The organism is Streptomyces sp. NPDC052299, assembly GCF_040679335.1.
In the GTDB taxonomy this organism is placed as follows: domain Bacteria; phylum Actinomycetota; class Actinomycetes; order Streptomycetales; family Streptomycetaceae; genus Streptomyces.
In genome coordinates this window covers 144,467-168,241 of record NZ_JBFAUP010000007.1, presented here as the reverse complement: position 1 = coordinate 168,241, position 23,775 = coordinate 144,467, and the positions used below count along the sequence as shown (strand labels likewise).

At 73.8% G+C, this 23,775-nt stretch carries 21 protein-coding genes; 17 read left to right on the top strand and 4 right to left on the bottom strand.

The window, feature by feature from the left end; translation table 11 throughout:
• Positions 1-7 precede the first annotated feature (7 nt).
• From AB0L33_RS14445 to AB0L33_RS14425, 5 genes are read left to right on the top strand one after another with little or no spacing between them, the layout of a single operon-like run.
• Complete coding sequence (locus tag AB0L33_RS14445) at positions 8-790, top strand: class I SAM-dependent methyltransferase (protein ID WP_365681132.1); 783 nt, start codon at positions 8-10, stop codon at positions 788-790.
• Positions 791-831: 41 nt separating this feature from the next.
• Positions 832-2,409, top strand: a complete 1,578-nt coding sequence (locus tag AB0L33_RS14440) for an ABC transporter substrate-binding protein (RefSeq protein WP_365681129.1) — start codon at positions 832-834, stop codon at positions 2,407-2,409.
• A complete protein-coding gene (locus AB0L33_RS14435) occupies positions 2,406-3,359 on the top strand; it encodes an ABC transporter permease (protein WP_365681127.1) in 954 nt (317 codons plus the stop codon). The genes AB0L33_RS14440 and AB0L33_RS14435 overlap by 4 nt, the downstream gene beginning before the upstream one ends.
• A complete protein-coding gene (locus AB0L33_RS14430) occupies positions 3,359-4,237 on the top strand; it encodes an ABC transporter permease subunit (RefSeq protein WP_365681417.1) in 879 nt (292 codons plus the stop codon). Before AB0L33_RS14435 ends, AB0L33_RS14430 begins: the two co-directional genes overlap by 1 nt.
• Entirely contained in the window at positions 4,234-5,778 is a 1,545-nt protein-coding gene (locus AB0L33_RS14425) for an ATP-binding cassette domain-containing protein (protein ID WP_365681125.1), read from the top strand. The genes AB0L33_RS14430 and AB0L33_RS14425 overlap by 4 nt, the downstream gene beginning before the upstream one ends.
• Here AB0L33_RS14425 and AB0L33_RS14420 read toward each other — a convergent pair.
• Entirely contained in the window at positions 5,747-7,879 is a 2,133-nt protein-coding gene (locus tag AB0L33_RS14420; RefSeq protein WP_365681123.1) for a SpoIIE family protein phosphatase, read from the bottom strand. The two genes, AB0L33_RS14425 and AB0L33_RS14420, sit on opposite strands and share 32 nt — an antisense overlap.
• Positions 7,880-7,975: 96 nt before the next feature.
• Positions 7,976-8,368, bottom strand: a complete 393-nt coding sequence (locus tag AB0L33_RS14415) for a nuclear transport factor 2 family protein (RefSeq protein WP_365681121.1) — start codon at positions 8,366-8,368, stop codon at positions 7,976-7,978.
• 70 nt (positions 8,369-8,438) lie between these two features.
• Here AB0L33_RS14415 and AB0L33_RS14410 point away from each other — a divergent pair, with 70 nt between their 5' ends.
• From AB0L33_RS14410 to AB0L33_RS14385, 6 genes are all read left to right on the top strand, one after another.
• Entirely contained in the window at positions 8,439-9,023 is a 585-nt protein-coding gene (locus AB0L33_RS14410; RefSeq protein ID WP_365681119.1) for a PadR family transcriptional regulator, read from the top strand.
• A gap of 35 nt (positions 9,024-9,058) precedes the next feature.
• Complete coding sequence (locus tag AB0L33_RS14405) at positions 9,059-9,757, top strand: alpha/beta hydrolase (protein WP_365681117.1); 699 nt, start codon at positions 9,059-9,061, stop codon at positions 9,755-9,757.
• A gap of 76 nt (positions 9,758-9,833) precedes the next feature.
• Positions 9,834-10,511 (top strand): ABC transporter permease, encoded by a 678-nt coding sequence (locus AB0L33_RS14400; protein ID WP_365681115.1) that lies wholly within the window; start codon positions 9,834-9,836, stop codon positions 10,509-10,511.
• Complete coding sequence (locus AB0L33_RS14395) at positions 10,508-11,194, top strand: ABC transporter permease (RefSeq protein ID WP_365681113.1); 687 nt, start codon at positions 10,508-10,510, stop codon at positions 11,192-11,194. The genes AB0L33_RS14400 and AB0L33_RS14395 overlap by 4 nt, the downstream gene beginning before the upstream one ends.
• Positions 11,191-12,162 (top strand): ABC transporter substrate-binding protein, encoded by a 972-nt coding sequence (locus tag AB0L33_RS14390; RefSeq protein WP_365681111.1) that lies wholly within the window; start codon positions 11,191-11,193, stop codon positions 12,160-12,162. The genes AB0L33_RS14395 and AB0L33_RS14390 overlap by 4 nt, the downstream gene beginning before the upstream one ends.
• Before the next feature lie 81 nt (positions 12,163-12,243).
• Positions 12,244-13,392, top strand: coding sequence for a serine hydrolase domain-containing protein (locus AB0L33_RS14385; protein WP_365681108.1), 1,149 nt, complete (start codon positions 12,244-12,246; stop codon positions 13,390-13,392).
• 19 nt (positions 13,393-13,411) lie between these two features.
• On the opposite strand, the gene AB0L33_RS14380 is transcribed toward AB0L33_RS14385, so the two are convergent.
• Entirely contained in the window at positions 13,412-14,575 is a 1,164-nt protein-coding gene (locus AB0L33_RS14380) for a betaine/proline/choline family ABC transporter ATP-binding protein (RefSeq protein ID WP_365681106.1), read from the bottom strand.
• A 105-nt stretch (positions 14,576-14,680) separates the two neighbouring features.
• On the opposite strand from AB0L33_RS14380, the gene AB0L33_RS14375 reads away from it, so the two are divergent.
• On the top strand, positions 14,681-15,976 hold the full coding sequence (locus tag AB0L33_RS14375; protein WP_365681104.1) for an alpha/beta fold hydrolase: 1,296 nt from the start codon (positions 14,681-14,683) through the stop codon (positions 15,974-15,976).
• Positions 15,977-16,025: 49 nt separating this feature from the next.
• Here AB0L33_RS14375 and AB0L33_RS14370 read toward each other — a convergent pair whose 3' ends face one another.
• Positions 16,026-16,598 carry a rhodanese-like domain-containing protein gene (locus AB0L33_RS14370; protein ID WP_365681102.1) on the bottom strand — a complete coding sequence of 191 codons (573 nt, stop codon included), beginning with the start codon at positions 16,596-16,598 and terminating at the stop codon, positions 16,026-16,028.
• 139 nt (positions 16,599-16,737) lie between these two features.
• Between AB0L33_RS14370 and AB0L33_RS14365 the strand changes: the two genes are divergently transcribed.
• The 5 genes from AB0L33_RS14365 (at position 16,738) to AB0L33_RS14345 (ending at position 23,720) form a co-directional block, all read left to right on the top strand.
• On the top strand, positions 16,738-17,469 hold the full coding sequence (locus AB0L33_RS14365) for a PIG-L deacetylase family protein (RefSeq protein ID WP_365681100.1): 732 nt from the start codon (positions 16,738-16,740) through the stop codon (positions 17,467-17,469).
• 141 nt (positions 17,470-17,610) lie between these two features.
• On the top strand, positions 17,611-20,274 hold the full coding sequence (locus AB0L33_RS14360; protein WP_365681098.1) for a beta-N-acetylglucosaminidase domain-containing protein: 2,664 nt from the start codon (positions 17,611-17,613) through the stop codon (positions 20,272-20,274).
• Between the two features lie 163 nt (positions 20,275-20,437).
• Positions 20,438-21,406: an NADPH:quinone oxidoreductase family protein gene (locus AB0L33_RS14355; protein WP_365681096.1), complete on the top strand. Its 969-nt coding sequence runs from the start codon at positions 20,438-20,440 to the stop codon at positions 21,404-21,406.
• Positions 21,403-22,590 (top strand): acyl-CoA dehydrogenase family protein, encoded by a 1,188-nt coding sequence (locus tag AB0L33_RS14350; RefSeq protein ID WP_365681094.1) that lies wholly within the window; start codon positions 21,403-21,405, stop codon positions 22,588-22,590. The genes AB0L33_RS14355 and AB0L33_RS14350 overlap by 4 nt, the downstream gene beginning before the upstream one ends.
• Complete coding sequence (locus AB0L33_RS14345) at positions 22,587-23,720, top strand: acyl-CoA dehydrogenase family protein (protein WP_365681091.1); 1,134 nt, start codon at positions 22,587-22,589, stop codon at positions 23,718-23,720. Before AB0L33_RS14350 ends, AB0L33_RS14345 begins: the two co-directional genes overlap by 4 nt.
• The last annotated feature ends 55 nt before the right edge of the window (positions 23,721-23,775 follow it).

The window sequence follows — 23,775 nt, the reverse complement described above, 5'->3', positions numbered from 1 at the left end:
GGCCGCGATGAAGGACAGGAACCTGCTCACCGACAACCCGGCCCTGTACGAGGCGCGCTTCCCCGACGCCGAACGGCTCGCCGGACGCTGGACCGAGGAGTGCCTGCGCACCCACGGCTGCGGCGCCCGCGTCCTGGACATCGGCTGCGGTACGGGGCGCGACGCCGCCCACCTGCACGCGGCGGGCCGCACGGTGACGGGCGCGGACCTCTCCGAGGCGATGCTCCGGTACGCCGCCCGGCACCACCCGGGCCCCCGCTACCTCCGCGCGGACCTGCGCCGCTTCGACCTCGGGGCGGGGCGCTTCGACGCCGTCGTCTGCCTGGACAGCGCGCTGCTCTACTGCCGGACCGACGCGGAACTCACCGGATGCCTCGCCTCCTGCCACCGGGCGCTCGCCCCCGGCGGCCTGCTCGTCGCGGAGATGCGCAACGGCGCCTACTTCCTCGGCAACGCCCACCGCGACGGCGCCCCCGCCGCCCACGCGTTCACCCACGAGAGCGTCACCTATCGCTCCGTCACCCGGCTGCGCGTGGACGTCGCCGGACGCCTCCTGCACCGCACCCGCACCTGGACCACGGACGACGGCTCGCCCCCGGTCGAACAGCGCTCGGCCTGGCGGCTGCTGCTGCCCGGGGAGCTGTGCCGCACCGTCACCGGGGCCGGATTCGAGGTGCTGGCCCTGCACGACGGGCCCGGCCCCCGCACCGAACCCGCCTGGCGCGAAGGCGCGGTCCCGGCGGGCCGGACGGCCGGCGACCGACTCCACCTCATCGCCCGGCGCACCTGATCCGGGCCCCGAAACCCACCACACGGCAAGGACACCCCGTCATGCACGACGACCACTTTCCCGGCCCGCACCGCAGAGGCCTCCTGATCGCCTCGGGAGCCACCGCGCTCACCCTCGCGGGATGCGCGGGCGCCCCGGACCCCGGCACCTCCGACGCGAAGGAAGAAGCAGGTCCCCCGAACCGCGGCGGCCGGCTCAGGGCCGCCTTCGCCGGGGGAGGGGCGAGCGAGACCCTGGACCCGCACCTCAGCAACCTGTTCGCCGACGCGGCCCGCGCCAAGGCGCTGTACGACAAGCTCGCCGACTACGGCGCGGACCTCTCCGCTCAGCCCCGCCTCGCCGCCTCCTGGGAACCGGACGCCACCCTGAAACGCTGGAAGGTCTCCCTGCGCCCCGCCGTCTTCCACGACGGGACACCCGTGACGGCGGCCGACGTCCTGCACAGCTACCGGCGCATCGCCGACCCGAAGCGCGCCTTCCGGGCCAGGGCCTCGCTCGAACCGATCGACCTGGCCGCCAGTCGTGCCCGGGACGAGCGGACCGTGGAGTTCGTCCTCAAGCGCCCGACCGCCGAATTCCCCAACGTCATGGCCGCGTTCGGCGCGTACATCATTCCGGCGTCGATGCGCGAGGGCGCCTTCGACCACGCACCCGTCGGCAGCGGCCCCTTCCGCCTCGTCTCCTTCGCCCCGGGCCGCTCCACCCTCCTGCGCCGCAACGACGACTACTGGGAGGGCGCCCCGCACCTGGACGAACTGGAATTCGTCGTCGCCGACGAGGAGTCCGCGCGCGTCAACGCCCTGCTCGGCGGCCAGGTGGAATACGCCCACGAGCTGAACCCGGCCACCGCCCGCGCCCACGAGCACGGCGGGCGCGTGACCATCGTGCGGCTCCGCAACAGCGCCATGCAGTCCTTCGCCATGAAGACCGACCGCCCGCCCTTCCACGACCGCCGCGTCCGCCAGGCGCTGTTCCTCCTCGCCGACCGCGCGGAGCTCGTACGCGGCGCCCTGTCCGGAGCGGGCGAGATCGGCAACGACCTCTTCGGCAAGGGGTACGAGTACTACGCCGACGGCCTCCCGCAGCGCGAACAGGACCTCGGCCGGGCCCGGCGGCTGCTGAAGGAGGCGGGCGCCGAAGACCTGCGGATCACCCTGGACACCTCACCGGTCGCCACCGGCTTCACCGAGGCCGCCGCCGTCCTCCGCGACCAGGCCGCGAAGGCCGGCATCACCGTCCGCGTACGGACCGGCAGCAAGGACACGTACTGGAAGGACATCCTCGACGCGGGCACACTGTGCTGCTACCGGTCCGGGGCGATGCCCATCGAGTCGCACCTCTCGCAGCGCCTGCTCACCGACTCGACCACCAACGCGACCCACTGGCGCCACCACGACTTCGACGCCCTGTACCGGCAGGCGCAGTCCACCAGGGACCCGGAGCAGCGCGCCGACGTCTACGCCCGCATGCAGCGCCGCCTGCACGCCGAAGGGCCGTTCCTCATCTGGGGGTTCGCCGACTGGATACTCGGAACCGCCCGCAACGTCCGGGGCGTCGAGCACCGGGCCCCCGCCAATACCCTCGACTGGGCCCGCTTCGACAAGGTGTGGCTGGCGTGAGCGCGACCCGGCACCGGGTGGCGCGACGGCTGCTCCTCGGGGCAGCGCAGACCGCCGCCGTCGTGCTGCTCGTCTTCGGCGCCACCGAGGCCCTGCCGGGCGACGCCGCCGTCGCCCTCGTCGGCGACCAGCCCGACCCGGCACGCATCGAGGCCGTCCGTGCGGCGATGCACCTGGACCGACCGGCCCACGAGCGGCTGCTGGACTGGACCGCCGGGCTGCTCCACGGCGACCTCGGCACCTCCCTGACCTCGGGGCGGCCGGTCGCCGACGCGCTCGCCGACGGCTTCGGCCCCACCCTGCTGCTCGCCGTGCCGACGGTCCTGCTGCTGGTCCCGGCAGGGATCGGCCTCGGCGTGCTGGCGGCCCGGCGCGAGGGAGGGGCGGTGGACCGGATCGTCAGCGCGGTGCTGCTCAGCCTGTACGCCGTACCCGAATTCGCCCTGGGCGCCCTGCTGGTGGCCGTCTTCGCCCTGCGGCTCGGCTGGTTCCCGCCGACCGCCGTGGGATACGGCACCGAACTCGCCTCCCACCCCGCCGCCCTCGTGCTGCCCGTCCTCGTCCTGCTCGCGCGTCCGGTCTGTTCGCTCGCCCGGCTCGTCCGCGCGGGCATGCTCGACGCGCTGGCCTCCCCGTACGTGGCACACGCCCGCCGCTGTGGCATCTCCCGCACCCGCGTCCGCTACGCGCACGCCCTCCCCAACGCCCTCGCCCCGGCCGCCCAGCAACTGGCCCGCACGGTCGACTGGCTGCTGTGCGGGGTGGTCGTCGTGGAGGCCCTGTTCGTGGTCCCCGGGCTCGGCACCGTCCTGATGAACGCGGTCGCGGAGCGCGATCTGCCCACGGTGCAGGGGCTCGCGGTGGTGTTCGGCCTCGTCACGGTCCTGCTCAACCTGGGCGCCGACCTGGTCACCCACCGCCTCGCCCCCCGGACGGAGGCCGCCGCATGATGGCCGTGGCGGTGGCCCGCTCCCGGCGCGGGCTGAAACGCATCGTCGTCGGCCGTCCGGACGGGGCCGCCCGGGGACGGGGCGCCCGGCGCTTCGCCCCCGGCCTCCTCGTCCTCGGCGTGCCGCTCCTGATCGCCCTGGCCGGGCCGCTGTTCGCCGGTGACGCGGGACCGCGCGGCACCTCGCTGACCACCGGGGCCGGCCACCCGCTCGGCACCGACTTCACGGGCCGCGACGTGCTGCGGGAGGTCCTGCTCGGCGGCCGGTCCGTCGTCATCGTCGCCGTCGCGGCGACGGCCCTGACCTACGCGGTGGCGCTGCCCGTCGGCTTCGTCTGCGCCCTCACCCGGCGGACCTGGCTGGAGGAGGCCCTGATGCGCCCCCTGGACGTCCTGCTCTCCGTGCCGTCCCTGCTCGCCGTTCTGCTGGTCGCCGCCGTCGTGCGGCCGGGCCCGGCCGGGCTCGCGGCCGTCGTCGCCTTCGTCGGCGTGCCGGACGCGGCGAGGATCGTACGGGCCGCCGGAGCGGAGGCCGCCTCGCGCCCCGCAGTGGAGGCGCTGCGCATGCAGGGCGAGACCTGGGCGCGGCTGGCCCTCGGCTACGTCGGGCGGGCCGTCGGCCGCACCCTCGCCGCGGACCTGGGAGTCCGCCTCACCGGTGCGGTGTACCTCGTGGCCACCGCCGCCTTCCTCGGCGTGGGCGTGGCCCCGGACGCGGCCGACTGGGCCGTCATGGTGGACCGCAACCGCACCGGTCTGTCCGTGCAGCCGTGGGCGACCGTGGTGCCCGCCCTGCTGATCGTCGCACTCACCACGGGCGGCAACCTGCTTGCCGACGCCGCGCTCATCCGCCCGCACCGCACGGAGAAGCACCGATGACACCTGTACGCACCGCCGCGCGCGAACCGGTCGCCGTGATCGAGGGGCTGCGGGTGGAAATCGGCGGAGGCGCCGTGCTCGACGGCGTGGACCTCAGCCTGCGGCCCGGCCGGATCACCGCGCTGACCGGCGGTTCGGGGAGCGGCAAGACGACCACCGGGCTCGCCCTGCTCGGCGCATACCCGTCCGGAGCACGGGTCACCGGCAGCGTACGCGTCCCGCAGGGGCTCATCGGCTACGTGCCGCAGCACCCGGCGGCCGTGCTCAACCCGGCCCGCCGCATCGGCGCGCTGCTCATGGAGCTGGCCCGCGTCCGGGTCCGGCACCTGCCCCGCACCGGGCGCCGGGCGGCGGCGAGGGACCGCGTACTCGACGCGCTCGCCCGGGTCCGGCTGCCGGCCGACGGGCGGCTCCTGCGCCGCTTCCCGCACGAACTCTCCGGGGGCCAGCAGCAGCGCGTGGTGCTCGCCCAGGTCCTGCTGCTGGGCGCGCGTGCCGTCGTCGCCGACGAGCCGACCACCGGTCAGGACCCGCTGACCAAACGCGGGATCGTGGACCTGTTCGCCGACGTGGCCCGGCAGGGGGTCGCCGTACTCCTGCTCAGCCACGACGCGGACGTCGTCCGGGCGCTGGCCGACGAGGTGGTGGTCCTGCGCGACGGCCGGGCCGGTGACGCGGGCCCGGCGGACGCGCGGGCCCGGGCGCCGCTGGGCGGTGCGGGGCGGGACGGCGTGGTGCTCGACGTGCGCTCCCTCGTCGCGCGGCACGGCCGGACGCCCGTGCTCGACCGCGTGTCGCTCACCGTCCGGGCCGGTGCCTGCCTCGCCGTCGTGGGCCGGTCCGGGAGCGGCAAGACGACCCTGGCCCGCTGCCTGAGCGGTCTGCACCCCCGCCACCACGGGGACGTGCTGCTCGACGGCGCGCCGTTGCCGGCCGGACTGCGCGACCGGTCCCGGAGCCAGGTGGCCGGGGTGCAGTACGTGTTCCAGGACGCGAAGGCGGCCTTCGACGCGTACCGCCCCGTGCTCGACCAGGTGGCGCGCACTGCGGTACGCCTGCGAGGTGTGGCCCCGGCCGGGGCGAGGCGCGAGGCGCTGGCACTGCTGGGCACCCTGGGCCTCCCGGAGGCGAAGGCGGCGCGCCTGCCCGCCGCCCTCTCCGGCGGCGAACTCCAGCGCGCGGCACTGGCCCGGGCGGTCCTCGCCCGCCCCCGGGTCCTGGTGTGCGACGAGATCACGTCCGGCCTCGATCCGCTGACCCGGGACGAGGTGCTCGGCCTGCTCAGCGGGCTGCTGCGCTCGGGGCGCACCGGCGCACTGGTCCTGATCACGCACGACCTGGCGACCGCCGCCCGGGCGGACCGGATCGCGGTGATGGACAACGGCCGGGTCGTGGAGGAGGGCCCGGCGGAAAGGGTGCTGGGCGCGCCGGGGCACCCGTGCACCGGCGGACTCGTGGCGGCGGACCGGTCGTTCGCGGCGGCGCGGGCGGAGCGCCCGCCGCCGAGCCTCAGCCGTCCCCGTCCCTCAGCGCCTCGATGAGGAGCAACGCGATGTCGTCGCTGCCCGGCGTGACGTCCTTCGCGTACCGGACGAGGCTGTCGGCGACGGCCTCCATCGGGCGGCCGGTGGTCAGCCCGAACTGGTGGGCGAGGGCCGCCGTCGACCGGTCCATGTCGGTCCCGGGCACCTCCACGAGCCCGTCCGTGTACAGGGCGAGCGCCGCACCCGGCGGCAGCGGGACCTCCGTCGTCGGGTAACGGGCGTCCCGGTCGACGCCGAGCAGCAGACCGGGCGGCAGCCTCAGCACCTCCGTTTCCCCGCCGGGATGGCGCAGCAACGGCGGCGGGTGGCCCGCCGTGGCCAGCAGGGCGCGGTGGCCCGCCAGGTCCAGATGCACGTAGAGGCAGCTGGTGAACAGTTCGGCGTCGAGGTCGGCGAGCAGCCGGTTGGTGCGTGCCAGGACCTCGGCGGGTGGTGCGCCGGCCGAGGCGTGCACCGCTGTGCGTACCTGCCCCATCAGGGCGGCGGCCGTCACGTTGTGACCCTGCACGTCGCCGATGGTCGCGGCCGCCGTGGTGGCGTCGAGCGGGATGACGTCGTAGAAGTCGCCGCCGATGCCCATGCCCCGCGTCGCGGGCAGATAGCGGGCGGCCACCTCGAGCCCGCCGATCCGGGGCAGTGTGTGGGGGAGCAGGTGGGCCTGGAGGCTGTGGGCCAGTTGCTCCTTCGTGTCGTACAGGCGGGCCCGGTCCAGGGCCTGTGCGATGAGCCCGGCGATCGAGGTGAGGAGGGCCCGTTCCTCCGGCTCGAAGGCGCGCGTGCGGTCGTAACCGAACACCAGTGTGCCGACCGGGCGCCCGGAGGCGAACAGCGGCAGGAAGGCCCACGCGGCCAGGCCCTCCTGCAGCGAAGCGGGGCGGAAGGCGCGCCGGAACTCGTCGAAGGTGCGGTGAAAGGCGGGCACGCCGGTGCTCAGCACCTGCGCCACGGGCGCGTCGGAGGTCAGGGGCGCGCCCTCGAAGCACTCCATCAGCTCGTCGCTGAAGCCCCGGTGCCCCTCGACGCGCAGCCGCCCCTCCGCCACGGTCAGCACGGCGAGCGCCTGGATGCGGAACGCGGGCACCAGCTGTTCGGCGATCAGCTCGACCACGTCCTGGATGCCCACGGCCTCCGTGAGCGTCGCGGCCAGGTGCATCAGGTGGTAGAGCGCGACGGCACGACCGGGGGCGCTGGGCGATGCGGCCGCGCCCGTGGCGGTGGGGAGCGCCGACGCGTGCGGGCCGGCGACCGGCGTGATGTACACGCTGATGCCGGACGCGTCCGGGTAGAGGCGGAACGACAGCCACTGGTCCGGGGGCCGCAGGGCCACGAAGGACATCGGCTCCCGGCTGATCATCGCGCCCCGGTAATTGTCCTCGAACAACGGATCGGCCATCCAGCGCAGCGACTCCCAGGGAAGCGTCCCCACCAGGTCGTCCACGCGCCCGCCGACCAGTTCGGCGCCGGTCTCCGTCAGGAAGGTGATCCTGCCGTGCATGTCGAGGGTGCAGCAGCCGCCCGGCAGCCGGCCGAGGAAGTCCGCGGCGGCAACCGCTTCGGTGTGGGCGGGCGGCGGAGCGGTGACCGGCGGCAGCACCCGCGGTCCGGCCCCCGCCTTCACCGGACGGCCCTGCTCCCGCGCCTCGTGCAGCACCAGTGCCGCCTCGCCGCAGCACTCGTGGACCGCCGCACGCTCCCGCGGCGTGAGCTGGGCCGGATGGGAGCCGGGCCACAGCAGTACGAGACCGCCCAGCACCTCCGTTCCGCTGACCAGGGGCGCGGCGGCGAGCGCGAAACGGTACGGCAGGACGAGCGCGGGGCGCGGATAACGCCTGGCCAGCTCCTCCTGGCTGCCGAGCCACACCAGATGCCGGTCCTTCACCGCGTCGGACACCGGCATGGGCGCGGACAGCGGCACCCGCAGCCAGGGATCGGCGATCTCCGCCGGAATCCCGGCGAGCACGGCGAGCCGGAGCGTCGGTTCACCGGGCGGCAGCAGATAGAGCATCGCCACGGCCGCGCCCGTCTCCCGCACGGCACACGACACCGCCGCGTCCAGACGTTCCCCCGCCGAGTCCCCAGCGGGTGCCGCAATGCCCATAAATGGACAATATGCCCGCATCCTCCACCGGGCACCGCGATGGCGTCCGTCGCGGCGCGCTTCCCGGTGCCCGCCCGGGAGGCCCTGCCTGACCGGTCAGCCCGCCGCGGCCTCCCGGCCGATCTGTTCGAACCGCGCCCCCATCGCCGCTGCCAGCGCCTGCGCGGCCGAGAGCGGGCGGACCATCACCATCAGGTCGTCGATCAGGCCCTCCTCGTTCAGATGCAGGAAGTCGCAGCCGGTGATCTCCCGGTCGCCGACCTTCGCGGTGAAGACGAGTGCGTGGTCGCGCCCGTCCGGGCTCGCCATCTCCCGGACGTAGCGGAAGTCCCCGAGCACCTCCGAGACGGCCCGCAGGATCGCGGCCGTGACCGGCTTCCCCGGATAGGGCTTGAACGCCACCGGGCTGGTGAAGACCACGTCATCGGCGAGCGCGGCCTCGGCCGCCGCCAGATCGTGCGCCTCGACCGCCTTGCGGAAAGCGAGCATCCCGGCCTCCATAGTCAACTTGTTGAATAGGTGCGGACGACATTAATCACATGGGTGCTAGCGTGTCCAGATGTCCCTCAAGTACGCGGTCCTGGCAGCCCTGCTCGAAGGCGAGGCGTCCGGTTACGACCTGGCGAAGGTCTTCGACGTCTCGGTGGCGAACTTCTGGTCGGCCACCCCCCAACAGCTCTACCGGGAACTGGACCGGCTCGCCGACGGCGGTCTGATCGAGGCACGTGTGGTCGAACAGGTGCGCCGGCCGAACAAGCGGCTCTTCACGCTGACACCCGCCGGCCGCGACGCGCTCGGCGCCTTCACCGCCGGTGCGCCCCGGCCCACTGCCATCCGGGACGAACTGCTCGTCATGATTCAGGCCGTGGACATAGGCGACGCCGGGGCCGTCCGCGCCTCGGTCGAGGAGCGCATGGAGTGGGCACGCGCCAAGCTCGCCCGCTACGAACGGCTGCGCCTGCGGCTGCTCGACGGCCGCGACGAGGCGGCGTTCCTCGCGGAGACCGACCGCGTCGGCCCCTACCTGACCCTGATGCGCGGCCGGTCCTTCGAGGAGGAGAACCTGCGCTGGGGTGGACGCGTCCTGGAGATCCTGGAACTCCGGTCGGCGGCACGGGCGATGGACGGCGCGGACGCGGTGTGACGGCGTTGTCGGACCCTGGGGCTAGGGTCCCCGGCATGACTGATCTCGTACTGGTGGCAGGGGCCTGGCTGGACGGCACGGCGTGGGACGACGTGGTGCCGGGGCTGCGCGCGGCCGGCCACGGCGCCCACCCGCTGACCCTCGCCGGGCTCGGCGGGAAACGGGAGCTGCCGGTCGGCCGGCAGACCCATGTGACCGACATCGTCGCGGAGGTGCAACGCCTGGACCTGCGCGACGTCGTCCTGGTCGGCCACAGCTACTCCGGCATCCCCGTGGGCCAGGCCGCCGCGCGCCTCGGTGCCCGCCTGGCCCGTGTCGTGTTCGTGGACGCCTGCGTCCCGGCCGACGGCGAGTCGTTCGTCTCCGCGTGGTGGCAGGGGCCGGCCGCGCTCCAGGGGCAACTGGACGGGAACGGCGGCCTCTGGGCCGTACCGGAGGCCGCCGAGTTCGAGGGGCAGGACCTGACCGGCGAGCAGATCGCACGGTTCCGGAAGGACGCGACCCCGCACCCCGGCGCCGCCCTGGCCGACCCGGCCGTCCTGGAGCGCCCGCTCGGGGAGCTTCCGGCGACCTACATCAAGTGCCTCCTCGACGGACCGGAGCCGGGTGAGGACGTGGCTCGGCTGCTGACGAGCGAGCGGTGGGAGCTGGTCACCATGGAGACCGGCCACTGGCCGATGTTCTCGCGCCCCGGCGAACTGGCCGCGATCCTCGACAAGGCCGCCGCCTCCTGACGGCCGACGGGGGCGCGGCGGCCCGATCGGACGATCACGGCGCGCGCCCCCGTGCCGCGCGGGCTGCAATGGACGGGTGACCGCGCCCCCCGACGACTGCCTCGCGCGCAACGAGTGGGTCTGCGGCGCCTACCTCAGCAGCCGCCGCCACATTCTCTGGGACGCGGCGCTGCAGCACATCCAGCTCACCGCGGTCTCCGTGCTCATCGGGCTCGCCCTCGCCCTGCCGCTGGCCCTCGCCGCGCGCCGTTGGCACTGGGCCGCCGGGCCCGTCCTCGGCGTGACGACGATCCTCTACACCGTCCCGTCGCTCGCCATGTTCTCCCTGCTGCTGCCGGTGTACGGACTCTCCGCCTCGCTCGTCGTCGCGGGCCTCGTCCTCTACTCGCTGACCCTGCTCGTGCGCAACGTGCTCGCCGGGCTGCGCGCCGTTCCCGAGGAGACCCGGCAGGCGGCGCGGGGCATGGGCTACGGACCCGTACGGCTGCTCGTCGCCGTGGAACTGCCGCTCGCCCTGCCCGCCGCGATGGCCGGGCTGCGCATCGCGACCGTCTCCGCGGTCTCCCTGGTCACGATCGGCGCGATCGTCGGCTACGGCGGGCTCGGCAACCTCATCTACGCCGGGATGAACACCTACTTCAAGGCCCAGGTGCTCACCGCGTCCGTCCTGTGCGTCGTCATCGCCGTCGCCGCCGACCTCCTCCTCCTGCTGCTGCAACGCCTGCTCACCCCGTGGACGAGGAGCCGGTCGTGAACACCCTGACGGACGCCTGGTCCTGGCTCACCACCTCCGCGCACTGGCAGGGCCAGGACGGCATCTGGGCCCGGCTCGGCCAGCACCTCTACCTCACCGTCGTCTGCCTCCTGATCAGCTGCCTCATCGCGCTGCCCGTCGCCCTGCTCCTCGGCCACATCGGCCGGGGCGGCGCGCTCGCGGTCAACATCTCCAACGTCGGTCGCGCCGTACCCACCTTCGCCGTCCTGGTGCTGCTCCTGCTCACCCCGGTCGGCCGCTGGGGCGAGGGCCCGACGGTCGTGGCGCTGGTCCTGTTCGCCGTCCCCCCGCTGCTCACCAATGCGTACGTGGGCATGCGCGAGGTCGACCGGGACGTCGTCCGGGCCGCCCGGGGCATGGGCATGACGGGCCGTCAGCTGCTCCTCCAGGTCGAGGTTCCGCTCGCCCTGCCCCTCATCCTCACCGGGGTGCGCATCGCCGCCGTCCAGCTCGTCGCCACGGCCACCATCGCGGCCCTCGCGGGCGGCGGCGGCCTCGGCCGCATCATCACCGCCGGGTTCAACCTCGCCTCGACCCCGCAGGTGGTCGCCGGAGCGGTCCTCGTCGCCGCGTTCGCCCTGGTCGTGGAGGGGATCTTCGAGGCGGCCCAGCGGTTCGCGCCGCGGCGGTTCGGGCTGCGCGTGGCGGAGGCGACCGCGTGAGGGCCGGACCCCGCGTCAGGGCCACCCGCCCGCTCGCCGCGCTCCTGCTGCTGGTGGCCACCGCCTGCACCACCGGACCCGCGCTGGAGAACCAGGGCGCGGTCACCGCCCCGCCCGGCGACAGCAAACAGCTGACCATCGGCTCCGCCGGATTCACCGAGAGCGACCTCCTCGCCCAGATGTACGCCCTGCTGCTGGACCGCGCCGGATACTCGACCAAGATCATCTCCGTCACCAACCGGGAGATCTACGAACCCGCCCTCGAGAACGGCCAGATCGATGTCGTCCCCGAATACGCGGCCACCTTCGCCGACTGGCTGGGCGCCAAGGCGCACGGAGCCGACGCCGCCCCCGTCGGATCGCCGGACCTCGCCGCCACGATGAAGGCCCTGCGCGCCCTGGCCGCACCGCGCGGACTCACCGTCCTCGACCCCGGCAGGGCCGTCGACCAGAACGCCTTCGCCGTCACCGCCGGCTATGCCCGCACGCACCGTCTGAAGACCCTCAGCGACCTCGGCCGCTCGGGACTGCCCGTACGCCTCGCGGCAGGTGACGAGTGCGTTCAGCGGCCGTACTGCGCCCCCGGCCTGAAGAAGACGTACGGCATCGACATCACCGCCGTCGACCCCAAGGGCGTCGGCACCACGCAGGCCAAGCAGGCCGTGCAGAGCGGCCGCGACCAGATGGTGCTGACCACCACCACCGACGCCACCCTGGACGACTTCGGGCTCGTCCTGCTCGCCGACGACCAGCACCTCCAGAACGCCGACTACCTCGTCCCCGTCGTCAACCGGGCCCGCGCGGGCGGTGCGGGCGTGCGCAGGGCCCTCGGCAGGCTGAACACCGTACTGACCACCGCGGACCTGGCCCGGCTCAACGAACAGGTGGACAGCTGGCGGCGGCTCCCCGAGGACGTGGCCCGCGCCTACCTGCGCTCCGAACACCTCATCCCCGGTGAGGAGGGGTGAGCGCGGTTGGCGGCGCGCGGACCGATGAGTCCGGGCCGCCGCACCGGTCAACCCTTCGAAACCCCCGGACAAGGCGGAGCGATGAGCGACCTGCGCGAAGTTTTCGAGAAGCACGTCCACGACGGACCGGTCCCCGGCGCCGTGGGCCTGGTGGCGCGCGACGGGCGCGTCGAAGTGGCGGCAGTGGGCAGCGCCGGAACGGACGACGGCACTCCGATGGCCCGGGACTCGGTCTGCAGGATCGCCTCGCTCACCAAACCGGTCGTGGCCGCGGCGGCCATGCTGCTGGTCGAGGACGGGCGGATCGCGCTGGAGGACCCGGTCGCGCCCTGGCTGCCCGAGCTGGCGGCACCCGTCGTCGTCCGCACCCCGGACGGCCCGGTGGACGACGTGGTCCCGGCGGCACGCCCCATCACCCTCTTCGACCTCATGACGTCGCGCGCGGGGTACGGATTCCCGTCCGACTTCTCGCTGCCCGCCGCCGGCCTCCTGTTCAGCGAGCTGAAACAGGGCTCACCGCTGCCGCGCCGAGTCGCTCCGCCGGACCCCTGGATGGACACGCTCTCGCGCATCCCTCTGCTGGCCCAGCCGGGCCAGGAGTGGCTGTACAACACCTGCTCCGACATCCTGGGCGTGCTCATCGCCCGGGTCGCCGGGCAGCCGCTGCCGGAGTTCTTCGCCGAACGGATCTTCACGCCGCTCGGCATGAGCGACACCGGCTTCATGGTCCCGGCGGACAAGCTCGGCCGCTTCACCGCCCTCTACCGGCCGGGCGCGGACGGCGGTGTGGAGCTGGTCGACCCCCCGGCCGGACAGTGGAGCGGCATGCCGGACTTCCCGTCCGGCGCCGGCGGACTGGTCTCCACCGTGGACGACCTGTACGCCTTCGCCCGCATGCTGCTCGACGGGGGCACGGCGGGCGGCCGGCGCCTCCTGTCCGCCGAGTCCGTGCGGCAGATGACGACGGACCACCTGACGCCCGCGCAGCGCCAGGCCAGCGGGCTGTTCACGGAGGGCCAGGGCTGGGGCTTCGGCGGCTCGGTGGACGTCGACAGGACCGCCCCGTGGAACGTGCCGGGCCGCTACGGCTGGGTCGGCGGCACCGGCACCACGGCGCACATCGTCCCGGCCACCGGCACGGTCGCGATCATGCTCAGCCAGGTGGAGATGACCGGTCCCACACCGCCGCAGCTGATGCGCGACTTCTGGCAGTACGCCGCACACGCCTGACGGGCCCGGGCGCGCTCCCTCAGGCGTCCGACACCGAGTCGAATCGCACCTCGTCGCGCCCCACGCCGTGCGCGTCCGCGTCCACCGAACGCCGCAGCGCCTCGTGGAGCTTCGCCGGGGTCAGTACGCCGAGGAACCGCGCCCCGTCCAGAACCGCGATCCACCCCGCGTCCCGCTGAAGCATCTCGCTGAACGCCCGCTTCAGCGGGGCGCCCACCGGCACCCACGCGTCCATCCGGCGGGCCAGCTCGCCCACCGTGCCCTGGTCCCCGGCGATCCGCAGCGCGTCCGCCGCCACCCAGCCGTGCAGCTCGCCCGCCTCGTTCAGCACGACCGCCCAGCGCGCCCCGGCCGTGCCGAGCCGGGCCGCCGCCGCCCCCGCGGGCTCGTCGAGGCGGGCCAGCGGCGGCTGCTCCAGGTCGTCGGGCTCGATCGCGGTGACCGACAGCCGCTTCAGCCCGCGGTCCGCGCCGACGAACTCCGCCACATACGGGGTGGCCGGCGAGCCGAGCACCGCGCCCGGCGTGTCGAACTGCTCGATGCGCCCCTGCCCGTACACCGCGATCCGGTCACCCATCCGCACCGCCTCCTCGATGTCGTGGGTGACCACCAGAACCGTCTTCCTCACCCTCGACTGGAGCTTGAGGAATTCGTTCTGCAGCCGCTCGCGCACCACGGGGTCCACCGCGCCGAACGGCTCGTCCATCAGCAGCACCGGCGGATCGGCCGCGAGGGCCCGCGCCACGCCGACGCGCTGGCGCTGGCCGCCGGAGAGCTGCGCCGGATAGCGGGAGCCGTACACCGACGGGTCGAGGCCCACCAGGTCCAGCAGTTCGGCCGCCCGCTCCCGCGCCCTGGACCGCTTCCAGCCCACCAGGGCCGGCACGGTCGCCGTGTTGTCCAGGACCGTCCGGTGCGGGAAGAGTCCCACCTGCTGGATGACGTAGCCGATGCCGCGGCGCAGCTTCACCGGGTCGGTCCTCGCGATGTCCCGGCCGTCCACCAGGATGCGGCCCGACGTCGGTTCGATCAGCCGGTTCACCATCATCATCGTGGTCGTCTTGCCGCAGCCGGAGGGGCCCACCAGGGTGACCAGTTCTCCCTCGGCGACCTCGAACGACAGCGCGTCGACCGCGGTCGTGCCGTCCGGATAGACCTTGCCGACCTGTTCGAACCGGATCATGAGAGCACGGTAGGAGTCCGGCGTCCCGGCCGCACACGGGCCGCGACCGTCCGGGGCACACCGGTGTGCTGAACTGTCCGGGAACCGTCCGATCCAGGAGCACCCTTGAACAGCTACCGGCAGCCCGGCCTCGTCCTCACCGACCACCGCTTCACCGTCCCGCTCGACCACGCCGACCCCGGCGGTGAGCAGATCGAGGTCTTCGGCCGGGAGGTCGTGGCCGCGTCCAAGGCCGGCCAGGAGCTGCCCTGGCTGCTGTATCTGGAGGGCGGTCCCGGCTTCGGCGCCCGGCGCTTCACCGGCGCGGAGGCATGGCTCGGGCGGGCGGTGCGGGAATTCCGGGTGCTCCTGCTCGACCAGCGCGGCACCGGCCTGTCCACCCCGGCCAACCAGCAGACCCTTCCGCTGCGGGGCGGGCCGCGCGAGCAGGCCGACTACCTCGCGCACTTCCGCGCGGACAACATCGTGCGCGACTGCGAGGTCATCCGCCCGCGGCTGACCGGCGGCGCGCCCTGGACCGTACTCGGCCAGTCCTTCGGCGGCTTCTGCGCCGTCCGCTACCTCTCGGCCGCCCCCGAGGGGCTGAACACCGTCCTGATCACCGGCGGTCTGCCCTCCCTCGACGCCCACGCGGACGACGTCTACCGGGCCGCGTACCCGCGCATCGAGCGCAAGGTCGCCGCGCACTACGCCCGCTATCCGCAGGACGTCGAGCGCGCCCGGGAGATCACCGCTCACCTCGCGGAGCACCGCCCCGAAAGTGCCGGGCACCGGCTGACGCCCGAGAGCTTCCAGTCCCTCGGCATCATGCTCGGCGGCGGCAGCGGCAGCCACCAGTTGCACTACCTCCTGGAGAACGCCTTCGTCCGCACCCCGCACGGCGACGAGCTCTCCGACACGTTCCAGGAGGCGATGCGCGCCGCCACCTCCTTCGCCGGACATCCGCTGTACGCCCTCATGCATGAGGCCATCTACGGTCAGGGCGAGCGCCCCACGGACTGGGCCGCGGAGCGGGTCCGCGCCGAGTTCCCCCAGTTCGACGCCGCGACGGCCCTCGCGGGCGACGGACCGGTCCTGTTCACGGGCGAGTCCATCCACCCCTGGCACTTCGAGGTGGACCCGGCGCTGCGCCCGCTGCGCGAGACGGCCGCGCTCCTCGCCGCCCGCACCGACTGGGAGCCGCTGTACGACACCGAGCGCCTGGCCGCCAACGAGGTCCCGGTGGCCGCCGCCGTCTACCACGACGACATGTACGTGGACACCGCCCACGCGCTGCGCACCGCCGCCGCGATCCGGGGGCTGCGCACCTGGGTGACCGACGAGTTCGAGCACGACGGGCTGCGTGCGGGCGGGCCCCGCGTGCTGGACCGGCTCCTCGCGCTGGTCCGCGACGAGGTCTGACCCAGGTCGTCCGGGACCGGCCGCGCCACGCGGCCGGTCCCGTGAGGTCTCAGCCCTGGAGAGCGTCCAGCGTCGCGTTCAGGCTCGGCGCCGAGCGCGGCGCGCGGTTGTGCGGGAGCCTCGACAGGACCGCCGCCATTCCGCAGGTGTTGGTGACGGCGGAGAACACGAGACCGGAGCCGACACCGGCGGACAGCCAGCGCGCGGCGGGGTACCGGACACCCGCCAGCAGCCCGGCCACCACGAGCGACCCGGCCGCCAGCCGGACCTGGCGCTCCATCGGCCAGGTGGCCCGCGCGCCCTCCGCGCGCTCCAGGCCATGGCCTTCGCTCTCCCAGGCGGAGGTGCCGCCGATGAGCGTCGCCGCCTCGATGTCGGCCTCCGAGAGGAGGTCGCAGGCGCGCGTCGAGCGGTTGCCCGAGGCGCACACCATGAGCAGCGCGCCGCGAGCGGACGCGGACTTGAGCGCGGGCAGCGCCTCGTCGAGCCGGTCGAGCGGTATGTTCACCGCCCCCGGCACGTGCCCCGAGGCGTACTCGCCGGGGGCGCGTACGTCGATCACGGTGAACTCCGTGAGGCGGGCGGCCGCCTGGGCGGGGGAGAGGGATACGAGGCTGGTCACGAGCTGTGTTCCTTTCGTTCACCGGGGTACGGGACAGGTCTCGCTCTCTCCTGCCCCGGGCGGCCAAGGATACCCCCCTGGGTATTGAAGCCCGCCGTGTCACGCGTCTCACCCCCGCCTTGCCGGTTAGCCTGCGGATATGACCGAGCAGCTGAAGCCCATGCCCGAGGACTGGCGGCGCGCGCTCGCCGTGGTCGCACACCCCGACGACCTGGAGTACGGCTGCGCGGCTGCGGTGGCCGGCTGGACCGACGCCGGGCGTGAGGTCACGTATCTGCTCGCGACCAGGGGCGAGGCCGGGATCGACACCCTCGGACCGGAGGAATGCGGGCCGTTGCGCGAGCGGGAGCAGCGCGCGAGCGCGGCCGCCGTCGGTGTCTCCCGTGTGGAGTTCCTGGACCATCGTGACGGGGTGATCGAGTACGGCATCCCGCTCCGCCGGGACATCGCGGCGGCCATCCGCCGGCACCGTCCCGAGCTGGTGATCACGCTGAACCACCGTGACACCTGGGGCGGTGTCGCGTGGAACACGCCGGACCACCGGGCCGTCGGCCGTGCCACGCTCGACGCGGCGGCCGACGCGGGGAACCGCTGGATCTTCCCGGAGCTGCGGGAGCAGGGTCTCGAACCGTGGGACGGTGTGCGCTGGGTGGCCGTGGCGGGGTCGTCGGCGCCCACGCACGCGGTGGACGCGACGGCCGGTCTGGAGCGGTCGGTGCAGTCCCTCCTGGCCCACCGCACGTACATCGAAGTCCTCACGGACGAGGACCCGGAGACCTACTGCCGCACTTTCCTCACCGGGAACGCCGAAGCTGCCGCCGAACGCTTCGGAGGCCGTCCGGCCGTTCCATTCGAACTCTTCGCCCGCTAGTCGTTCAGGGGGAGTCGGGTGTAAAACCGCAGGTCCGTGCATTGATGTTGTCCAGACCATTGACATGTCAGCGCCAGGATGTTGAATTCAGTCACGTTGTGTTGCGCGACTTTGGTGTCTTGAGTGACCAATGGAGGACCTGTGACGCCTCGCCCGCCCCGCATCACCGCTCTCACCGCCGCCGCTGCCCTGCTCGCAGGCGGCATGCTGGCCGCCGGACCGTCCGCCCACGCGGCCGGAGCCCCGCCCGTCCCGGCCGCGGCCCAGGACACGCCCACGATCACCCCGACCCCGCAGTCCGCCGAACCCCGCCCCGGCCGGGTGACCGTCACCCCCACCGTCACCCTGATCGCCGGCGGGACCGCCGACGGGCCCACGCTCGACGTGGTGGAGACCGCCCTGCGGAAGGCGGGCGCCCAGCACGTCGTCCGCGCACCGCGCCCCGTCCCCGGCAGGCTCACCGTGTACGCCGGTGATTCCGCCGCCCTGGCCGCGCAGAAGCTCGACGGGCCCGCCGGACTGCCCGCCGAGGGCTACGTCCTGGGGATCGGCGCCGGCCGTATCGTCCTCGCCGGCAAGGACACCACCGGCACCTACTACGCCGCGCAGACCCTCCGCCAGGTCCTGCCGCGCCGGGGGCACCCGGGCGCCGAGGTCGCCGGCCTCGCCGTGCGCGACTGGCCCGGCACCGCGCTGCGCGGGGTCATCGAGGGCTTCTACGGCACCCCGTGGTCGCACGAGGCCCGCCTCGACCAGCTCGACTACTACGGCGAGCACAAGATGAACATCTACGTGTACTCGCCCAAGGACGACGACTACCTCCGCGCCAAGTGGCGCGACCCGTATCCCGCCGACCGGCTGGCGCAGATCAAGGACCTCGCCGACCGGGCGGCGCTGCGGCACGTCGAGTTCACCTACGCCCTCTCACCCGGCCTCTCGGTGTGCTACAGCTCCGACGCGGACGTGAAGGCGCTCATCGACAAGTTCCAGACGATGTGGGACATCGGCGTCCGCACCTTCGCGGTCCCGCTGGACGACATCAGCTACACCAAGTGGAACTGCGACGCCGACAAGACGAAATGGGGGACCGGCGGCGGCGCGGCGGGCGCCGCCCAGGCGCATCTGCTCAACCGGGTCAACCAGGAGTTCATCGCCACCCACCCCGGCGCCCAGCCGCTCCAGATGGTCCCCACCGAGTACTACAACGTCAGCTCGTCGGCGTACAAGACGGCCCTGTCCGAACAGCTCGCCCCCGATGTGCTGGTCGAGTGGACCGGTGTGGGGGTCGTCGCCCCGACCATGACGGTCGCTCAGGCGGACGCAGCCCGGAAGGTGTTCGGGCACCCGATCCTGACCTGGGACAACTACCCGGTCAACGACTACGCCACCAATCGCCTCCTGCTCGGCCCGTTCAACGGCCGCGAGAAGGGGCTGCCCGGACGGCTCGCCGGCATCACCGCCAATCCGATGATCCAGTCCTACGCGTCGAAGCTCTCGCTGTACACCGTCGCGGACTACGCCTGGAACGACGCCGCCTACGACCCGCGCGAGTCCTGGGGCAAGGGCATCGAGGAGTACGCGGGCGGCGACGCCCGGACCGCGAAGGCGCTGCGGGCGTTCGCCGACGTCAACTACAGCTCCGCGCTCAACACCGCCAAGGCGCCCGAGCTCTCCGCCGCCTTCGCCCGCTACTGGGAGTCCGGGGACGCGAGGCGGCTCGACTCCGCCCTGGCCTCGCTGGGCGCGGCCCCCGCCCGGCTGCGCGCGGCCCTCCCGGACCGGGGCTTCGTCGCGGACTCCGGGCCCTGGCTGGACGCCACCGAGTCCTGGGCGACCGCCACGCGCACCGCCCTGCGCATGGTCGAGGCCGCCCGCGCCGGGAAGGGTGCCGAGGCATGGGAGCTCCGGCAGCAACTGCCCGCACAGGTGGAGCGCGCCTCCTCGTTCACGTACACCGGGCTCGACGGGCGCGAGGTGCCGGTGCTGGTCGGCGACGGGCAGCTGGACGGGTTCACCGACGCCGCCACCGCCGAGTACGACCGGCTGCTCGGCGTGAGCGGCAGGCCCACGGCCTCGACGAGCCTGGGCACGTACCAGAGCAACGCGGTCGCCCGGATGCTCGACGGCGACGACTCCACGTACTTCTGGAGCGATGGGGCGCCCGCGGCCGGGGACCAGCTGACCGTCGACCTCGGCGAGCCCCGGGCCATCGGCTCCGTCACGCTCGCCATGGCCAAGCCGGGCAGCACCGACGACTACCTCCACGAGGGCGTCCTGGAGTACTCGGCGGACGGTGAGAGCTGGCAGAAGCTCGCGGACTTCTCCGGGGAGCCCGACGTCACGGCCACCCCGCCCGCCGGGACGAAGGCGCGCTATGTGCGGGCCCGGGCCACCGCGGGCCAGAGCAGCTGGGTCGTCGTCCGCGAATTCCAGGTCACGACCACGGACGGCGCGGTCACCGGCAACCCGCCCGCCGCGGCAGGCTCCTCGCTGCGCGCGGCGGCCGACGGCGACCCGGGCACCGTGTACCAGGCCGCGCGGGCGGCCGGGCAGGGCGAAGCGCTGGAGGTGGACCTCGCCTCCGCCCGGCCGGTCGGCTCGGTGACCGTGCTGCGGCCGGCCGGCTCCGAGGGCGGTGCCGACGTCCAGCTGCGCACGGCGGACGGCACCTGGCACACCGTGGGGGCACTGCAGGGCGCCTACACCGCCATCGACACCGCCGGACGCGCCGCCGACGCGGTGCGGCTGGCGTGGCGTGCCGGAACGGCCGCGCCGCAGGTCGCCGAGGTGGTGGTGGGCAAGTAACCCCTCGTACGGTCGTGCGCCCGGCGCCCCCGCGTTCTCAGCGGGAGGGCCGGGCGCACGGGCATGTGGGGCCGTTGTTCCGCAGGCTGTTCCCACAGAGGCAAGCGACCGCTTAGTATGCGCCGGAGCAGTGGTAATGCCGACAGTGTTGTGGAGGCCCCTCATGCAGGCATGGCGAGTGCACCGGAACGGCGAGCCGAGCGAGGTGATGCGGCTGGAGGAGACGGACCGGCCGGTGCCCGGCGACGGGCAGGTGCTGGTCGAAGTGCTCGCGGCGAACATCAACTTCCCCGACGCGCTGCTCTGCCGCGGCCAGTACCAGGTACGGCCCCCGCTGCCGTTCACCCCGGGCGTCGAGATCTGCGGCCGCACCGAGGACGGGCGCCGGGTGCTCGCCACCCCCGCCCTGCCGCACGGCGGCCTCGCCCAGTACGTCGTCGCCGACGAGGCGGCCCTGCTGGACGCCCCGGAATCCCTGGACGACGCGGAGGCCGCTGCCCTGCACATCGGCTACCAGACCGGCTGGTTCGGGCTGCACCGGCGCGCCCGCCTGAAGGCGGGGGAGACCCTGCTCGTGCACGCCGCCGCGGGCGGGGTCGGGAGCGCCGCAGTCCAGCTCGGCAAGGCCGCCGGGGCCACGGTCATCGGCGTCGTCGGCGGACCGGAGAAGGCGAAGACCGCCGCCGCACTCGGCTGCGACCTGGTCATCGACCGGCACGGCGAGGACATCGTCGCGGCGGTCAAGGAGTTCACCGGCGGCCGGGGCGCCGACGTCGTCTACGACCCGGTCGGTGGGGACGCGTACGCCAAGTCCGTGAAGTGCATCGCCTTCGAGGGGCGCATCGTCGTCGTGGGCTTCGCCTCCGGCACCATTCCCACCCCCGGGCTCAACCACGCCCTCGTCAAGAACTACTCCGTCCTCGGCCTCCACTGGGGCCTCTACAACACCAAGGACCCGCAGGCCGTACGCGACTGCCACCGCGAGCTGTCCCGGCTCGCCGCCGAAGGCGTCATCAAGCCGCTGATCAGCGAGCGGGTCGCGATGGACGGTGCGGCGGCGGCCGTCCAGCGCGTCGCCGACGGCACCAGCACCGGCCGCATCGTCGTCCTCCCGTCAGGAGCCGCCCGATGACCGCACCCGACGCCGCCGAACTGCGCCGCCGCACCCGTGAACTGCTCGCCGCGCACCCTCCGGCGACGACCGAGCGCACCGACTTCCTCAAGGCGCGCTTCGACGCCGGACTCGCCTGGGTGCACTACCCGGCCGGGCTGGGCGGCCTGGACGCCCCGCGCTCCCTCCAGCCCGTGGTCGACGCCGAACTCGCCGCCGCGAACGCCCCCGACAACGACCCGCGCCGCATCGGCATCGGCCTCGGCATGGCCGCCCCGACCGTCCTCCGCTTCGGCACCGACGAGCAGAAGAAGCGGTTCCTGCGGCCCCTGTGGGTGGGGGAGGAGGTGTGGTGCCAGCTCTTCAGCGAACCGGGCGCGGGCTCCGACCTCGCCGCCCTCGGCACGCGCGCCGTGCGCGACGGCGAGGACTGGGTGGTGGACGGGCAGAAGGTGTGGACCTCCAGCGCCCACCTGGCGCGCTGGGCGATCCTCATCGCCCGCACCGACCCCGACCTGCCCAAGCACCGCGGCATCAGCTACTTCATCTGCGACATGACGGACCCCGGCGTCGAGGTCCGGCCACTCCGTCAGATCACCGGCGAAGCGGAGTTCAACGAGGTCTTCCTCACCGGCGTGCGCATCCCCGACAGCCACCGGCTCGGGCCCGTCGGCGAGGGATGGAAGGTCGCCCAGACCACTCTCATGAACGAGCGGGTCTCCATCGGCGGCTCCCGCATCCCCCGCGAGGGCGGCATGATCGGCCCGGTCGCCAGGACCTGGCGCGAACGGCCCGAACTGCGCACCCACGACCTGCACCAGCGCCTGCTCACCCTGTGGGTCGAAGCGGAGGTCGCCCGGCTCACCGGTGAGCGTCTGCGCCAGCAGCTCGTCGCCGGACAGCCCGGCCCCGAGGGCTCCGGCATGAAGCTCGCCTTCGCCCGGCTCAACCAGGAGATCAGCGGCCTCGAAGTGGAACTCCTCGGCGACGAGGGCCTGCTGTACGGCGACTGGACCATGCGGCGGCCCGAACTGGTCGACTTCACCGGACGCGACGCCGGCTACCGCTACCTCCGCTCCAAGGGCAACTCCATCGAGGGCGGCACGAGCGAGGTACTGCTCAACATCGTCGCCGAGCGCGTACTCGGTCTGCCCTCCGAGCCCCGCAACGACAAGGACGTCGCCTGGAAGGACCTCTCCCGATGACCGCACAGACCGAAGCCGGCCAGGCGCCCGACCTCCTCTACTCCGAGACCGAGGAGGACCTGCGCGCCGCCGTCCGCTCCCTGCTGGCGGACCGGGCCGACGCGCCGTCGGTGATCGCCCGCACCGAGTCCGACACGCCGTACGACGCGGAGTTGTGGAAGTCGCTCGCGACCGGCATCGGCGCTGCCGGACTCCTCGTGCCCGAGGCGCTGGGCGGCCAGGGCGCCACGCATCGCGAGGCCGCCGTCGTCCTGGAGGAGCTGGGGCGCAGCGTCGCGCCCGCTCCGTTCCTGACCAGCTCCGTCGTCGCCACCGAGACGCTGCTGGCACTCGGCGCGCAGGACGGACCGGCCGCGGAACTCCTCGCCGCGCTCGCCGAGGGACGCCGGGTCGCGGTGGTGGCCGTGCCGTTCGCCGCCGCTTCGGTGGACTCGGCGGGCGCGCGGGCCGCGGTGGTGAGCGGCTCCCTGGACGGGACGCTCGGCCCGGTCGCCGACGCGTCCGCGGCGGACGTGCTCCTCGTGCCCACGGCCGACGGCCTGTACGCCGTCGCCTCGGACGCGCCCGGGGTACGCGTCGAACCGCTCGTCGCGCTCGACCTCACCCGCCCGCTCGCCACCGTCACGCTCGACGGCGCCACCGGCACTCGCCTCGCGGACCCCGAAGCCGGAAGGCGCGCTGTGGACCGGGGGCTGCTGGCCGGTGCCGGGCTGCTCGCCTCCGAACAGCTGGGACTCGCCGAGTGGTGCCTCACCGAGACGGTGCGACACACCCGGGAGCGCCACCAGTTCAACCGGCCCATTGGCTCCTTCCAGGCGCTCAAACACCGCATGGCGCAGCTGTGGCTGGAGGTCGTCTCGGCCCGGGCCGCCGCGCGAAACGCCGCCGACGCCCTCGCCACGGACAGCCCCGACACGCCGTTGGCCGTGGCCGTGGCGCAGGCGTACTGCGCGAAGGTCGCGGTCCATGCAGCCGAGGAGTGCGTGCAGTTGCACGGCGGGATCGGGATGACCTGGGAGCACCCTGCGCACCTCTACCTGAAGCGGGCCAAGGCCGACGCCACCGCATACGGCACGGCGGGACGGCACCGGGACACCATTGCCGCGCTCATGGAGCTGCCCGCGCCCTGAGGTTTCGCCGCGGGGGGCGCGGGAAAGCCCTCGCGCCCCCCGCGCGAACGGCCTC

Excerpts from the sequence above, each read along its gene's own strand:
- AB0L33_RS14445 (WP_365681132.1), top strand. The coding sequence starts at position 8 with ATGAAGGACAGGAACCTGCTCACCGACAACCCGGCCCTGTACGAGGCG.
- AB0L33_RS14440 (WP_365681129.1), top strand. The coding sequence starts at position 832 with ATGCACGACGACCACTTTCCCGGCCCGCACCGCAGAGGCCTCCTGATC.
- AB0L33_RS14430 (WP_365681417.1), top strand. The coding sequence starts at position 3,359 with ATGGCCGTGGCGGTGGCCCGCTCCCGGCGCGGGCTGAAACGCATCGTC.
- AB0L33_RS14425 (WP_365681125.1), top strand. The coding sequence starts at position 4,234 with ATGACACCTGTACGCACCGCCGCGCGCGAACCGGTCGCCGTGATCGAG.
- AB0L33_RS14420 (WP_365681123.1), bottom strand. The coding sequence starts at position 7,879 with ATGGGCATTGCGGCACCCGCTGGGGACTCGGCGGGGGAACGTCTGGAC.
- AB0L33_RS14415 (WP_365681121.1), bottom strand. The coding sequence starts at position 8,368 with ATGCTCGCTTTCCGCAAGGCGGTCGAGGCGCACGATCTGGCGGCGGCC.
- AB0L33_RS14410 (WP_365681119.1), top strand. The coding sequence starts at position 8,439 with ATGTCCCTCAAGTACGCGGTCCTGGCAGCCCTGCTCGAAGGCGAGGCG.
- AB0L33_RS14405 (WP_365681117.1), top strand. The coding sequence starts at position 9,059 with ATGACTGATCTCGTACTGGTGGCAGGGGCCTGGCTGGACGGCACGGCG.
- AB0L33_RS14385 (WP_365681108.1), top strand. The coding sequence starts at position 12,244 with ATGAGCGACCTGCGCGAAGTTTTCGAGAAGCACGTCCACGACGGACCG.
- AB0L33_RS14380 (WP_365681106.1), bottom strand. The coding sequence starts at position 14,575 with ATGATCCGGTTCGAACAGGTCGGCAAGGTCTATCCGGACGGCACGACC.
- AB0L33_RS14365 (WP_365681100.1), top strand. The coding sequence starts at position 16,738 with ATGACCGAGCAGCTGAAGCCCATGCCCGAGGACTGGCGGCGCGCGCTC.
- AB0L33_RS14355 (WP_365681096.1), top strand. The coding sequence starts at position 20,438 with ATGCAGGCATGGCGAGTGCACCGGAACGGCGAGCCGAGCGAGGTGATG.
- AB0L33_RS14350 (WP_365681094.1), top strand. The coding sequence starts at position 21,403 with ATGACCGCACCCGACGCCGCCGAACTGCGCCGCCGCACCCGTGAACTG.
- AB0L33_RS14345 (WP_365681091.1), top strand. The coding sequence starts at position 22,587 with ATGACCGCACAGACCGAAGCCGGCCAGGCGCCCGACCTCCTCTACTCC.